Origin of the sequence: Spirillospora sp. NPDC046719 (assembly GCF_040645715.1) — a bacterium.
In the GTDB taxonomy this organism is placed as follows: Bacteria; Actinomycetota; Actinomycetes; order Streptosporangiales; family Streptosporangiaceae; genus Spirillospora.
The window spans coordinates 2625-15541 of sequence record NZ_JBEYYT010000219.1 but is presented as its reverse complement, the minus strand read 5'-3'; the positions used below and the strand labels follow the sequence as shown (position 1 = coordinate 15541).

Annotated in this window: 12 protein-coding genes and 1 pseudogene; 12 read left to right on the top strand and 1 reads right to left on the bottom strand. The window is 74.2% G+C overall.

The genetic code is table 11. The features are described from left to right. The 11 genes and pseudogenes from ABZ914_RS30645 to ABZ914_RS30595 all read left to right on the top strand — a co-directional run. Positions 1 to 439: pseudogene (locus tag ABZ914_RS30645) on the top strand (hypothetical protein); the annotation flags it as partial. Between the two features lies 1 nt (position 440). Beyond that, positions 441 to 1160, top strand: a complete 720-nt coding sequence (locus ABZ914_RS30640; RefSeq protein WP_500197450.1) for a CIS tube protein — start codon at positions 441 to 443, stop codon at positions 1158 to 1160. Further along, a complete protein-coding gene (locus ABZ914_RS30635; protein WP_500197448.1) occupies positions 1157 to 2764 on the top strand; it encodes a phage baseplate assembly protein V in 1608 nt (535 codons plus the stop codon). Before ABZ914_RS30640 ends, ABZ914_RS30635 begins: the two co-directional genes overlap by 4 nt. Continuing rightward, positions 2761 to 3096 (top strand): hypothetical protein, encoded by a 336-nt coding sequence (locus ABZ914_RS30630; protein ID WP_500197447.1) that lies wholly within the window; start codon positions 2761 to 2763, stop codon positions 3094 to 3096. Before ABZ914_RS30635 ends, ABZ914_RS30630 begins: the two co-directional genes overlap by 4 nt. Beyond that, the gene (locus tag ABZ914_RS30625) at positions 3093 to 3476 is read left to right on the top strand and encodes a GPW/gp25 family protein (protein WP_500197445.1); all 384 of its coding nucleotides are present in this window, start codon (positions 3093 to 3095) and stop codon (positions 3474 to 3476) included. The genes ABZ914_RS30630 and ABZ914_RS30625 overlap by 4 nt, the downstream gene beginning before the upstream one ends. Next, on the top strand, positions 3473 to 5542 hold the full coding sequence (locus tag ABZ914_RS30620; RefSeq protein ID WP_500197444.1) for a baseplate J/gp47 family protein: 2070 nt from the start codon (positions 3473 to 3475) through the stop codon (positions 5540 to 5542). Before ABZ914_RS30625 ends, ABZ914_RS30620 begins: the two co-directional genes overlap by 4 nt. Continuing rightward, complete coding sequence (locus ABZ914_RS30615; protein ID WP_500197443.1) at positions 5539 to 7107, top strand: phage tail protein; 1569 nt, start codon at positions 5539 to 5541, stop codon at positions 7105 to 7107. Before ABZ914_RS30620 ends, ABZ914_RS30615 begins: the two co-directional genes overlap by 4 nt. 12 nt (positions 7108 to 7119) lie before the next feature. After that, the gene (locus ABZ914_RS30610; RefSeq protein ID WP_500197441.1) at positions 7120 to 8994 is read left to right on the top strand and encodes a hypothetical protein; all 1875 of its coding nucleotides are present in this window, start codon (positions 7120 to 7122) and stop codon (positions 8992 to 8994) included. A gap of 2 nt (positions 8995 to 8996) precedes the next feature. After that, positions 8997 to 9230 carry a hypothetical protein gene (locus tag ABZ914_RS30605; protein ID WP_500197440.1) on the top strand — a complete coding sequence of 78 codons (234 nt, stop codon included), beginning with the start codon at positions 8997 to 8999 and terminating at the stop codon, positions 9228 to 9230. A gap of 5 nt (positions 9231 to 9235) precedes the next feature. After that, on the top strand, positions 9236 to 11056 hold the full coding sequence (locus tag ABZ914_RS30600) for a hypothetical protein (protein ID WP_500197439.1): 1821 nt from the start codon (positions 9236 to 9238) through the stop codon (positions 11054 to 11056). Positions 11057 to 11157: 101 nt separating this feature from the next. Next, positions 11158 to 11355 (top strand): three-helix bundle dimerization domain-containing protein, encoded by a 198-nt coding sequence (locus tag ABZ914_RS30595; protein ID WP_387020366.1) that lies wholly within the window; start codon positions 11158 to 11160, stop codon positions 11353 to 11355. Here the strand turns inward: ABZ914_RS30595 and ABZ914_RS30590 are convergent. Then, the gene (locus ABZ914_RS30590) at positions 11334 to 11789 is read right to left on the bottom strand and encodes a VOC family protein (protein WP_500197437.1); all 456 of its coding nucleotides are present in this window, start codon (positions 11787 to 11789) and stop codon (positions 11334 to 11336) included. The two genes, ABZ914_RS30595 and ABZ914_RS30590, sit on opposite strands and share 22 nt — an antisense overlap. 103 nt (positions 11790 to 11892) lie before the next feature. Here ABZ914_RS30590 and ABZ914_RS30585 point away from each other — a divergent pair, with 103 nt between their 5' ends. Then, the gene (locus ABZ914_RS30585) at positions 11893 to 12756 is read left to right on the top strand and encodes a helix-turn-helix transcriptional regulator (RefSeq protein ID WP_500197435.1); all 864 of its coding nucleotides are present in this window, start codon (positions 11893 to 11895) and stop codon (positions 12754 to 12756) included. Positions 12757 to 12917 lie beyond the last annotated feature (161 nt).

Below are 12917 nucleotides of genomic sequence, written 5' to 3'. Positions count from 1 at the left end.
GGACGTCGGCTCCCGGGCCCACGAGGCGGCGCACGTCACGCAGACCCGCTTCCCGGGCCTAGGCGGCGGGGGCCGTCCGGGTGCGGAGGCCGGGCACGCCGCCGAAGCCCACGCGCTGGCCGTGGAATCGGCGGCCCGCCTGAGCCTCCCGGTGCCGGAGGCGTGGCCCGGCGTCGTCGCGTCCGGCCGTCCGGTGGCCTGGCCTGCGGAGGCGGGACTCGCGCCCGTCCCGGCGGCGCACGCGCCGGCCCCCTCGCCCGGAGGTGCCGGCCCTCCCCCGGCCGAGACGGCGGGTGGGCCGCCACCGGCCCCGCTCGCGGCCGCGATCGACAGGGACACCGCCGCGCCGCCGGCCCCGGTGGACGTGGAGCGGCTGCGCCGCGAGGTCGTCGCGGACCTGATGCGGCAGGTGCGGGCCGAGTTCGAGCGGGGAGGCTGAGATGGCGCTGCCGGGACCGGGACGTCCGGTACCGAAGCCGACGGGCCACGAGCTGGCCAAGGCGACGATCGTCGACACCGGGACGGGGGCCGCGTACCCGGTGATGTACAACCCTGAAGAGCTGAAGGTCGAGCAGGGCAACGCCTACGCCGAGATCCCGGTCCCCGGCCTGGACGCCCCGCCGCTGCAGTACATCCGGGGCAAGGCGCGCACCCTGTCGATGGAGCTGTTCTTCGACACCTACGAGTCCGGCGAGGACGTCCGCGCCCACACCGGCCCGATCGTCGCGCTGCTGGACCGCGACCGGCGGACGATGGCGCCGCCGGTACTGCTTTTCTCGCTCGGCCGGGTGCGGTTCCGGTGCGTGCTACTGGAGGCCGGGCAGCGCTACACGCTGTTCCTGCGGGACGGCACCCCGGTGCGCTCCACCCTGTCGGTGCGCTTCCAGGAGTACGCCGAAGCGGGGGCGCCGCGCATCGCGGAAGGGCTCGTCCTCGGCCCGCCGAGCCCGCGGACGCCGATCGGAAGCGGGGCCGAGGGCGGGAGCGGTGGCGGCGACGCCGTCCATGTCACGGCGGTCGGCGAGACGCTCGGCTCGATCGCCGCCGCCTATCTCGGCGACCCCGGCCGGTGGCGGCGGATCGCCGACGCCAACGACATCAAGGATCCGCTGGACGTGCCGCCCGGCACCCGGCTCGTCATCCCCGGGGGGCGCGGATGACGGCGCCGCGGTGCGAGGTGCGGATCTCCGGGGTGGCGCTGTCGGCGGACCTGGCGTCCCAGGTGCTCGGCGTGGTCGTGGAGACCGACCTCGACCTCGCCGGGTCCTTCGCGGTCACGCTGCGCAACGCGGGCAACGCCCTGCTCGACTCGGCGCTGCTCGACCCCGGCCGCACCGTCGAGATCCACCTGGGCTACGGCGGCGACCTCGTCCCGGCGTTCCTCGGCGAGATCGCCGCCATCGAGCCGTCCTTCCCGGCCGACGGCCCGCCGACGGTCCGGGTGTCGGGCTACGACAAGTCGTACCGGATGCGGCGCGCCCAGCCGGAGCCGACCGAGTACGCCCTCGCCAACGATGGCGTCATCGCGGCGCGGCTGGCCGCCGAGAACGGCCTCATCCCCGTCGTCGACCCGACGCCGGGACTCCACGAGAAGCTCATCCAGACCGAGAGCGACTTCGCGTTCCTGAAGTCGCGGGCGGCGCGGTACTTCTTCGACGTCTATGTGGAGTGGGACCGGCTGCACTTCCGGTTCCCCCGTCCCGGGCCGCCCGCGCACACACTGGAGTGGGGCAGGAACCTCTCCTCCTTCTACCCGCGCATCTCCGCCGCCGCGACGGCCGGACTCCAGGTGATCCGCGGCTACGACCAGGAGCTGGCGCAGGCCGTCTCCGCGACCGTGCTGGCCGGGGAGCTCGACCTGGACGACCTGGTGGAGCGGCTCGGCGGCGCGGCCCTGGACCTGCTGGCCTCGCTGGCCCGCAGGGGCGTCCGGCAGCAGACCGTCGAGAACCCGCTGGACGCGATGCTGCTCGCCCGGTCCGTACTGGCGGACCTGCTGGACGGGCTGTACGAGGGTACCGGGTCGTGCGCGGGCCTCCCCGACCTCAGGGCGGGCGACCACCTGCGCATCGAGGGCGTCGGGCGGCGCTTCTCGGGGACCTACCGGGTCCGCAAGGTCACCCACCGGCTGGACGGCGGCGGCCTGACCACCGAGTTCTCCATCTCCCCGCGCGGGCACTCCAGCCTGCTCGGGCTGCTGCGCAAGAAGCTGGTGGAGGAGCCGTCGCCGAACGAGGCGGCGCGCTTCCACGGCGTGGTGGTCGGCGAGGTGCAGGACAACGACGAGCTGCGGGCGATCCCGCCGAAGATCCCGACGGGCCGGGTCCGGGTGTCCTTCCCCGGGCTCTCGGACGCCTTCACCAGCGGCTGGGCGCCGTGCGCCACGCCGATGGGCGGGAAGGGCATGGGCTTCTACGCGCTGCCCGAGCCGGGCGACCAGGTCCTCGTGGCGTTCGAGAACGGCGACCTGTCCAAGCCGTACGTCGTCGGCGGCCTGTGGAGCGCGGTGCACGGGCCGCCCTCCACCAACCTCGACGGCACCAACAGCCAGCGGGTGATCAGGAGCAGGGCGGGCCACACGATCACCTTCGACGACACGGCCGGCGCGGGGAGGCTCCGCGTCGCCGACGCCAGGGGCGGCTCCATCGAGCTGGACGCCGTCACCGGGGCCATCACGATCAGTGCGGCGGGCGACATCGTCCTGGCCGCGCACGGCGGGCGGACCACCATCACGATGACGGAGTCGCAGGTGAACGTGACATGAACGTGCTGACGACGGGTTCCACCATCACCTGCGGGCACACCCCCGCCGGGCACGTCCGGCCGGTGAGCGCCGCCAAGCTCGCGGTGGCCGGCGAACCGGTGCTGCTGGAAGCGGGCGTGACCGCGTTCGACGAGCAGTGCCTCCCGGTGTCGTCGGGCGACGTGCCCTGCCGCACGGTCCTCGCGATCACCGGCGGACGCTCGGTGAAGCTGTTCGCCGGCGGGAAGCCGGTCCTGCTCGCCTCCCTGTCCGGCACCACCGGTGGCCACATCGGCGCCGTGGACGGGAAGCTGACGGTGACGTCCGCGCAGACCACGCTGGGGGCGCCGTGACCGAGCAGGTCCACGGGCGCGGCCTCGCCTTCCCCCTGCGGCTGTCCGCCGGAGGCGTCGCCGAGTCCGCCGGCGCCGCCAAGGTCGCCGAGTCGATCCGGATCATCCTCGGCACCCGGCATGGCGAGCGGGCGATGCGCCCCGACTTCGGCGCCGACCTGCGCAGCCTGGCGTTCGCGCCGAACAACGGCGCCACCGCCGACCTGGCCCGGCACAACGTCACCGACGCGCTGACCCGGTGGGAGCCCCGCATCGACGTCCTGGACGTGACCGTCGCCCAGGACGGCGCCCGGCTGCTCATCGACGTGCGGTACCGGCTGCGCGCCACCAACGAGGTGCACAACCTCGTCTACCCGTTCTCCCTGGAAGGTGGGCGATGACGTTCGAGTCGCGGCGGGGCCGGATCGTCCCCCCGAACCTGGACGACCGGACCTGGCAGGACCTGGTCGACCAGATGCGCGCGCTGATCCCCGTCTACGCGCCGCAGTGGACCGACCACAACCCGAGCGACCTCGGCATCACGCTGATCGAGCTGTTCGCGTGGCTGGCCGAGGGCATGATCTACCGGCTGAACCGGGTCCCCGACAAGAACTACGTGGCGTTCCTCGACCTGCTCGGGATCACCCGCAGGCCCGCGGTCCCGGCGCGCACGGACCTCACCTTCTCCGCGGGCGCCGGCCCGGTCGTCGTCCCGGCGGGCACGCAGGCGCAGACGGGCGGCGACCAGCCGGTCGTCTTCGAGACCGACTCCGACGTCCGAGTGCTGCCGACCACGCTGAAGGCCGCGGTGCTGGTGTCGGGAGGCGCGTACGACGACGTCACGTCCGCGCTCGGCGCGCAGACCGCGATCCAGGTGCCGGGCGGCGGCACCGTCCAGCTGTGCCTGGGCTTCGACCGCGCAACGGCAGAGGAGCTCGCACCGGCGGTGCGCCTGTACAGCGGCGCGCCGCCCGGCCTCACCGTGACCTGCGTCTGCTCCTCGGGCGACGCCGACCCGCTGAGCTGGCCGGCCGCGCCCGGAGCGAGCGACGGGACCGACGCGTTCACCCACGACGGGGCCTTCCGGGTCACGCCGCCGGCCGCCTGGACCGCGCAGCAGCCGACCGGCCCCGCGAGCGGCCACCCGTGGGAGACGGTCCCGCCGCGCACCCCGGCTGGCGCGGTCACCGACGCGCTGTTCTGGATCGGGCTGCGGATCGCCAGCGGCGGCGGCCCGGTCACCATCGGACTGGAGCGGCTGCTGTTCAACGCGGCGCCCGCCCGGACCGCCCTCACGGTGCGGATCCCGGAGATGCTCGGCACCAGCACCGGCACCCCCATGCAGGTGTTCGCGCTGGCACAGCGGCCCCTGGCCCGGCGGCCCTCGTTCGAGGCTCCCTACGGCGACCTCGCGATCCAGGTCGGGACCGGCAGCCCGCCGGTCTGGCAGGACTGGACGCTCGCCGACGACCTGCCGCCCGGGCCCGGCACCGTCTACCGCGCCGACCCCGTGACCGGCGAGATCGGGTTCGGCTCCTACGACCCGCACACCGTCTCCGGGCAGAGCGGGCACGGCTCCATCCCTCCGGCCGGCAGTCAGATCCGCGCGGTGCGCTACCGGTACGTCACCGCCGGGCAGGCCGGGAACGTCGCGCCGAACCAGGTGACGGTGCTCGGCACCACGCCCGCCGGGTCGGTCCCGGCCGGCGTCTCGGCCGTCACCAACCTCGGGCCGGGACGGGACGGCGTGGACGAGGAACCCGTCGAGGACACCCTGGCCAGGGCCCCGCAGGAGCTGAAGATCCGGGACCGGGCGGTGACGGCCGACGACTACGAGTTCCTGGTGCGCGAGGCGTTCGGCCCTATCGTGGTGCGCTGCCTGCCGCCCCGGCTGCACCCGGACGACGGCACGCCGTACGACCACGGCGGGATCGTCCGCGCGCCCGGCACCGTGAACCTCCTCATCGTGCCGGACCAGGGCGCGTCGGTGGCGCGGCCCGTGCCGTCCACGAGCGACGTCGACGAGGTCGTCGCGCATCTGGAACCGCGCAGGGAGCTGACCGCGCAGCTGGCGGTGTCCGGGCCGCGGTACCTGCCGGTGATCGTGACGGTGGAGGTGACGCTGTGGCAGCGGGCGACCAGCGCCGGAGCGGACCCGGCCCGGGTCGTCGCGGACACCCTCGCCCGGATCCGGCGGTTCCTGCACCCCACCCGCGGCGGTCCGGACGGCACCGGCTGGCAGGTCGGGCAGCCGGTGTTCGCCTCCGACCTGTTCCAGGCGATCGCCCCGGCACAGGACCTCGGCTACCTCTCGAAGCTGCTGGTGCGGCCCGACGCCCCCGCCTACACGCCGCCCGCCCGGCCGTTCCCGCTGTCCCCCGACGGGGCGTCGGTCCGCGTGGCCGACTACGAGCTGGTCTGCGCGTCCGCCACCCAGACGATCACGACGGTGAACGCGCAGGTATGAGCGGCTACTCGCGGTACCTGCCGCCCGTCCTCGCCGGCGCCCCGCTCGGCGACCTGCTGCGGATCTTCGAGAAGACCCTCGGCGGGCTGCCCGACGGCGTCCCCGCGCACGACGCGCTCGCCGAGGAGATCGCCGCGCTGGACCGGCTCGTCGACCCGTGGACGACCCCCGAGCGCTTCCTGCCGTGGCTGGCCTCCTGGGTGGCGCTGGAGTTCCCGACCCTGCAGGGCGCCGACCTGTGGGACGAGTACCAGCGCCGCCGGGTGATCTCCCGGATCGCCTCGGTCTACCGGGGCCGCGGCCGCCAGTCCGCCCTGAACGCCTACCTGGACCTGTACGCCGTCGGCGCGATCCGGCCGCGGATCACGCTGGACGTGGGCCGGCGCCTGCTCGCGGTGGCGCCGTCGGGGGCCGTGTCCGGGCTCGTCACCCTGGGGCCGCTGCCCGGCGGCTCGGGCGGCTCGGCGCTCGGGCTGATCAGGCCGGAGTGCGTCGCGGTCGCCGCGGACGGAAGCCTGTTCGTCGGCGACCGCGGCCTGCCGAGCGGCGTACCGGTCACGGCGCCGGCCCGCGTGTGGCGGCTCGACCCGTCCGGCCGCCACGACATGGGCGGCACGCCGCCCCGGCCGCTGCCGCTCGTGCCGGACACGCCGTTCACGCGGGTCGCGGCGGTCGCGGTGCGTCCCGCACGCGGCGGACGCCCCGAGACCCTGTACGTCCTGGACGAGCCCGGCCGGCTGTACGCGGTGCCCGCGCCGTTCCAGGACCGCGCCGCGACCCTGGTCACCGCCCTCGCCTCGACCGGCACGGCCTTCCGGCCGAGGGCGATGGCGGTGGACCCGGCCTCCGGCGACCTGCTGGTGCTGGACGCCGGCGACGGCCCGGACGCGCCGAACCCGCCGAAGATCCTCACCGTCCGGCCCGACCCGCTGACGGTGACCCGCAACGCGCTCCCGTCCGCGCGGGAACCGCTGTCGCTGATGGTGGACCGCGACGGCACCGTCCTGGTCGGGGACGGCGGGCCGCAGGGGCCCACCGGACCGGAGCAGTACCCGGGCGCGCTGCTGAGGGTGGTGCGCTCCGGCGCGTCCTGGACGGTGACGCCCCTGCCCGCCGGGCCGCTGGTCGCGCCGACCGGCCTGGCCAGGGGGCGGGACGGCCGGTTGTACGTCGTGGACGTCGGCCTGAAACCGCTCGTGCCGTCCGACGTCACCCCCTTCATCTGCCCTGTCGCCGAGGACGCCGGCGTCTTCCTGATCACCGGGGACAGGGCCGTCCGCGTCACCCCGCCCGCGCAGTTCGTCTACCCGTCCGGTCTCGCCGCCGCGGGCGACCGCCTGGTGGTCTGCGACCCGGGCCAGCCGCCGGGGGGCGGCCTGGCGCCGTACTGGTCGCGGGTCAGGCCGTTCCGGTTCAACGTCGTCCTGCACTTCGCCGCGGACCGGGTGCCCGCCGACGAGGACGCCCGCCGGCGGGCGCTCGGCAACATCGTCGACAACGTCAGCGCGATCGTCGACGAGGAGAGACCCGCCCACACCCTGTGGGACCTCATCACCTCTATCTAGGAGGACGCTTCCATGGGCGAGGGCGCCATCATGCGCATCGAGTACTGGGATCCCGGCAGGCCCACCATCGTCCGGTCGGGGGCGACCGGGCACAGCGAGTCCGTCGTCGACATGGAGGAGTACCTGCTCCCCCTGGACCGGATCCGGACCGCGGCGCTGCACTCCTGGGGCGTCGCGGCCGGGCTGACCGTCCGCGTGGCGGCCGGGTCGGCGCCGACGGTCCTGCCGGGCAGCGCGATCGACTCCTCCGGCCGGGTCGTCGCGGTGGTGGAGGGCGGCACGGTGATCGTCGACCCCACCGTCCCGCCCGACCAGATGAGGGACGTCCCGACCGTCGTGGTCCCGGCCGGCGGGGTGGCCGCCGTGACGGCCGGCGCGACCGGCGCGTGCCTGCTCACCCTCACGTGGCGGGAGGTGATCGGGCAGGGCACCCTGACCAGCGCGCCCGTCCTGCTGCACGCGCCGTGGCTGCGCCTCGTCCCGGCCCTGGGCTTCGTCGACGACGGGCGGCAGGTGGTGCTCGCGGCGGTGACCCTGGACGCCCAGGGCCAGGTCACCGGGCTCGACCCCGGACCGCGGCGGGTCGCCGCCCGGCTGTCGCTCCAGGAGCCGACGTCCGCCGCCGTGGCCGTCGCGGCGATGACCGGGGAGGTCGGGCAGCGGGAGACCGCGCTGATGGAGGCGGACGCGGGCGGCGTCCGACTGACCCTGCTGCCGGGCACGGACGGGGCGCGCCCACTGCTGCGGCTGACCGGCACCGGGCTGCGGCTGCCGTCCCCGACCGGCGCGAGGGAGCACGAGCTGGCGGTGGACGACGGCGGCGGGTTCCGGCTGACCGACTGCGCCGCGAACGCCGACCGCCTCATCGTGGACCCCGCCGGACAGGTCGGCATCGGCGCGACCGGGCTGCAGCGGATCCTGCACGTGGAGGGCTCGGAGATCCACAGTGGCGGCACCGCGGGCGGCATGTCCTTCGCCGACCGGTCGGTGTCCCGCTTCATCGAGAACCCCGAGCGGGGCGAGCGGTGGGTCTGGTACGCCGCCGACGGGTACGCCCGGCTCTGGTCGGGGTACGACCGGCTGTCCGTCGGCGCCCCCGGGGACGGCGGCGCCCTGGACGTCGCGGCCCGGATGCGGGTCCGCCAGGGCGGCAGCGACACCGCGGGCATCTGGTTCCACCAGAACAACGGGGGCGACCGGGGCTTCGTCGGGATGGCCGGCGACCAGATGCTGGGCATGTACGGCACCGGGCACGGCTGGGGCCTGCAGATGAACGTCGACTCGGGGGAACTGGTCTTCGGCGGCCAGTTCGGGAACCCGTGGGGCCCCGCCGTCCTCACGCTGTGGGGGTCACGGATCTGGGACCAGGGCGGCGGCGTCCTGCTCATCCAGAGCGGCGGCTCCATCGTCCGGACCTACAACAACCTGGAGGTGTACGGCAGCCTGCTGAAGGCGGGCGGCGGGTTCCGGATCGACCACCCGCTCGACCCCGGCGACCGCTACCTCGCGCACTCCTTCGTCGAGTCGCCGGAGATGCTGAACGTGTACTGCGGCACCGCCGTCACCGGCGACGACGGCCGCGCCGAGGTCGCGCTGCCGTCCTACTTCGCCGCGCTCAACCGCGACCACCGCTTCCAGCTGACCCCGGCCGGCGTCCCGACCGAGGTCGCCGGCGAGATCACCGGCGGCACCCTGACGATCCGCACCGGCCGCCCGCGCGTGACCGTCTGCTGGCAGGTCACCGGCGTCCGCCAGGACAGGTGGGCGCAGGAACACCGGATCAGGACCGAACACGACAAGCCCGAGCACGAACGCGGCCGCTACCTGCACCCGGAACTGCACGGGCAGCCCGCCCACCTGCGCATCGCCTCACCGAGACCGGAGTGACCATGCCCGACCGCCTCGAAGCCCGCCTCGCCGAACTCCGCCAGGACCTCGCCACCGGAGAACGGCGGCTGCGCGACCTCGTGACCCAGGAGACCGCCCTCCGCGAGACGCTGCTGCGCATCAGCGGCGCCATCCAGATCCTGGACGAGCTGATCGCCGAGTCCGCCGCCGGCGACGACGGCGGCCCGCTGAACGGCGACGCCGGGCCGTCCGGCGACGTCCTGACGGTTCCCTGACCGCGATGGGCGAGCACGCCGTGGAGAAGGCGGTCGTACCCGCACCGCCGGTCCCCGCGCCCGCCGGCCGGGAGGCGCGGCCGTCCCCGCCCGCGGCGGACGCCCGCGCCACGCTCACGGCGGTGATGGAGGCCGTGGACGGGCTGGCCCCCGCGTCCGACGGGACGCTGCGCACCACCTACCGGGGGACGTCCCTCTCGCTCACCCGGGACCGGGCCGAACGGCTCCGCGCGGCGGCGCGGTCGGCGCTGGCCGACGGGCTGGAGCGCGGCGCCCGGCGGGCGGACCTCGCCCTCACCCGCTACGAGGCGCACGCGCGCCTCGACGAGCAGATGCCGATCAGCTCCGGCGCCATCAAGGCGTGGGCGTCCCTCACCCAGTCCGGCTACCACGACCCCGGTCCCGACCTGCCGGCCCTGAAGGCGGCCCTGGCGCGGAGCGAGGCCGCCGCCCGGCAGGCCCTCGGCAGCGGCTCCTTCACCGAGGCCGCCCGGCACCTCGCCGACGCCGACGCCGCGTCCGCACGGATCTCCGCGCTGGTCGGCCGCTACATCGAGCAGACCCTTCAGGGCGGCGAGCGCCTGCTGACCACCCTGGAGATCACCGAGCAGGTCGCCTTCATCACCCTGGGCGTGCTCGCCACCGTCGCGTCCGGAGGCGCCGCGCTCGGCCTCGCCCCCGAGGTCCTCGGCACCGGCATCGGCGGCCTGACGCTGGGCGAGACGCTGACCGCGGTCTCGGTCGGCGCGCCGATCGCCGCCAACATCGGCAAGGGCGCCGTCGCCGCGGCGCAGGGCGACACGGTCGACTGGACCTCGATCGCGCTGGACACCGCCGTCCAGATCGTCCTGGTCCGGCTCGGCGGCCGCCTCACCAGCGCGCTCTTCGCCCGCTTGGCGGGCGATCCGGCCGCGCGGACGCTCGCCCGCCAGGCCGTCGGGGCGCTGGCCGCCGGCCTCGCCACGCACGAGCTGTCCCAGGCGTTCGCCGTCACCGTCGACCAGGTCCTGGCCCGGTGGCGGGGCCGGTTCAGCTGGCAGGGCTTCGCCGACGACATGATCCTCCATCTCACCGACCCGGCCGGCCTGTTCATGGCCGCTCTCTCCAGCGCCGTCCACCTGGGCGTCCACCGCAAGGTGACCGCGCCCAAGGCCGTTTCCGCAGGGTCCGCACGACCCACGCCGGCCGCTCCCGCCAAGAGTCCCGCCCCGGAGCAGGCGGCTGGGCACACGTCCGCTCCGAAGCGCGCGTCCGAGCCCGCGCCGGGAACGTCCGTACGGCCTCCCCATGACGAGGTCACCGGCGTGGCCGCGGACGATGTAACAGCGGTGCCGAGCGCCGGTGGGGTGTCGCCGGCGGAGGGCGCGCCCGCTCCCCGCCTGGCCCGAGGCAACTTCGGTGAGCGAGCGGCGACGGAATGGCTTGCGGCCGAGGGCCACACGATCCTGTCGTACAAGCCGGATATCCGCGGCACGAACCAGGGAGGGATCGACATGGTCACGATGAAAGGCCAGAAGGTGTTCTTCGTCGACAACAAGGCCCTCACCCGTGCCGGCAACGTGAGCTCGGTGAGCGCTCTGACCACCAACTTCGAGAAGAACAAGGCGGCCGTCCTCCGGGAGCTCAAGGCCGCACTGGCCGGAGCCGGTTCCGCCGAGGAGCGGACCGTCCTGCGGCAGGCGGTCGGAGCGATCGAGCAAGGTCGCTATGTCAGGGTGGTGACCAACGCGAACGTGGCCCCCGAAGACAAGACCCTTTCCGGTCTCTCGTCCCGCCTCGCCTCCCAGGGCATCGAGTTCATCGACGTCATGGGCGGTCCTCGGTGAACTCTCGGTAAACAGATCTTGGCGTGCGCATGGGGCGCACATGAGCGGTTACGAATTTCCTGGGGAGATCGACCTGACCCCCACGGAAGGGAGCCGGAACGATGGACACCGAGGTCTACGAGAGGACCGCCATGGAGCAGGTCACGACGCGCCTGCTGAAGACCTACGGTGATCACTACAGCCCGCAGGAGATCACCCGGACGGTCGAGGCCGTCCATCACCACTTCGACGGGCGGCCCATCCGCGATTTCGTCCCCATCCTGGTCGAACGGCACGCTCACGAACACCTGTCCGGCTGAGTCGACTTACGGCCGGAGATCCATGTTCCGGGGTCGCTGAGCTCGATGATAGTGCCGACGTTGTCGGTGACGAAGGCGATGCGCTGACCGGTCGCCGCTATCTCCATGGGGCCGCCGATCAGCGGCACATCGAGTTCGAGCAGCCGGGACAGTGCCGCATCGAGATCCGCCACGGCCAGGCAGAGGTGATGCAGGCGCGACGTGCGCATGCTCGTGAGGATGTCGTCGGCCGGTGCCGCGCCCCGGTCCGAGGCGCCCGCGAGGAGCTCGATCTTGACGTCGCCTGCGGTGAGGAAGACGAACGTCGTGCCGTGGGCCTCGAACCGCTCGTTGACGGCGAACCCGAGGTTGCGCGAGTACCACGCGATGGTGGCGTCGAGGTCCTCCGGCGTAACGGTGATGCCCACGTGGTCGTGGGAGAACGTCAAGGTCATGACCACGAGGCTCGCGGGTCGCCGGGGCGGCGGCCAGAGAGAGGAATTCGGTAGGAAAACCGTTACCACCTTCGCGGCGGCACCGGGTGCGACAATCGGTTTCATGACCGCTGACGTCGCGAAACTCGGCCCGATGCTGCGCACCTGGCGCGGCCGTGTCGCGCCGGACGCGGCGGGACTGCCCGGCGGCCGCAGGCGCCGGGTCCCGGGACTGCGCCGGGAGGATCTCGCCGAACTCGCGGGGATCTCGGTCGATTACGTGGTCCGCCTGGAGCAGGGGCGCCATGCGACGCCGTCGGCGCAGGTGACCGCCGCGCTAGCACGCGCCCTGCAACTCACCGACGCCGAGCGGGACCATCTCTACCGGCTGGCCGGGCTCGCCCCTCCGGCCGGCGGCGAGATCTCGGACCGCATCCCGCCCGGCCTGCACCGCATGCTGACCCGGCTCGGCGGCTCCGCGGCCGCCGTGTTCGCCGCGGACTGGCAGCTGATCTGGTGGAACCGCTACTGGGCGGCGCTGCTGGGCGACCCGTCCTCGACGCCGTCGGCACTGCGCAACTTCGCGCGCGACACCTTCCCGGCCCGCGGGGCCGCCCCCTGCCTGTCGCACTGGCCGGTGACCTCGCTCAGCCGGCCGGAGGTCGAGGCTTCCGTCGTGTCCGACCTGCGCCGCGCCACCGGACGGTTCCCGGACAGCGCGCGCCTGGCGGGCCTGATCCGGGACCTCGCGGCGAGCAGCCCGCGCTTCGCCGAGCTGTGGGCGTCCGGCGCGGTCGGCGCGCACCGGGAGGACCACAAGATCGTCCAGCACCCGGCGGCCGGGCCGATCGCGGTGGACTGCGACGTCCTGAGCGACGGCGACGCGGAACGCAAGATCGTCGTCCTCACCGCGGCTCCCGGTACCGAGGACGAGGCCAGGTTCCGCCTGGCGGTGATGGCGGGCGTCTCCGACTCCCCGGACGCCTGAGCGGAACGCCCCGGTCGGCGGGTCGCCCGCGCGGCCGTGGTCATTGGACGGCCGGGAAAAGGAATGGCGGAAGTGACCCCGGTCGAACGCCCGCCCGACCCCCAGCGGGGCGGAGCCCGCCAGTTCGTCCTTACGGATCAGCCACCCGATAATAACCAGCT